The following is a 234-nucleotide window of genomic DNA, read 5'->3' on the forward strand; positions in this document are numbered from 1 at the left end:
GTGCTTCGCTATCGACGATGATTCCATCTTCCGCACCTTTAAGCGCCAGGATTGCCTCGTAGTATTGCTTTTTATCAAGCAGTTTCTGCGCATCAGCAAGTGCATTACGAGACTGTTTAAGTGGGATCAGATATTGGTTTTCCATTACGCCAACACCGGCCAGGCGAAGCTCTTCCATTGCGCCCTTTTTATCCCCTTTCGCCATTTTTTCATTGGCAATTTTTATCGCGGCTT

The 234-nt window shown here is 46.6% G+C and carries 1 protein-coding gene; it reads right to left on the reverse strand.

From position 1 onward, the window contains the following. Nucleotides 1–234 (reverse strand): YfdX family protein (locus ACNQO6_RS18520; protein ID WP_440209923.1); only part of this gene is annotated, 234 nt, incomplete at both ends.

It is taken from the genome of Acinetobacter calcoaceticus (genome assembly GCF_051947995.1).
Lineage (GTDB): Bacteria > Pseudomonadota > Gammaproteobacteria > Pseudomonadales > Moraxellaceae > Acinetobacter.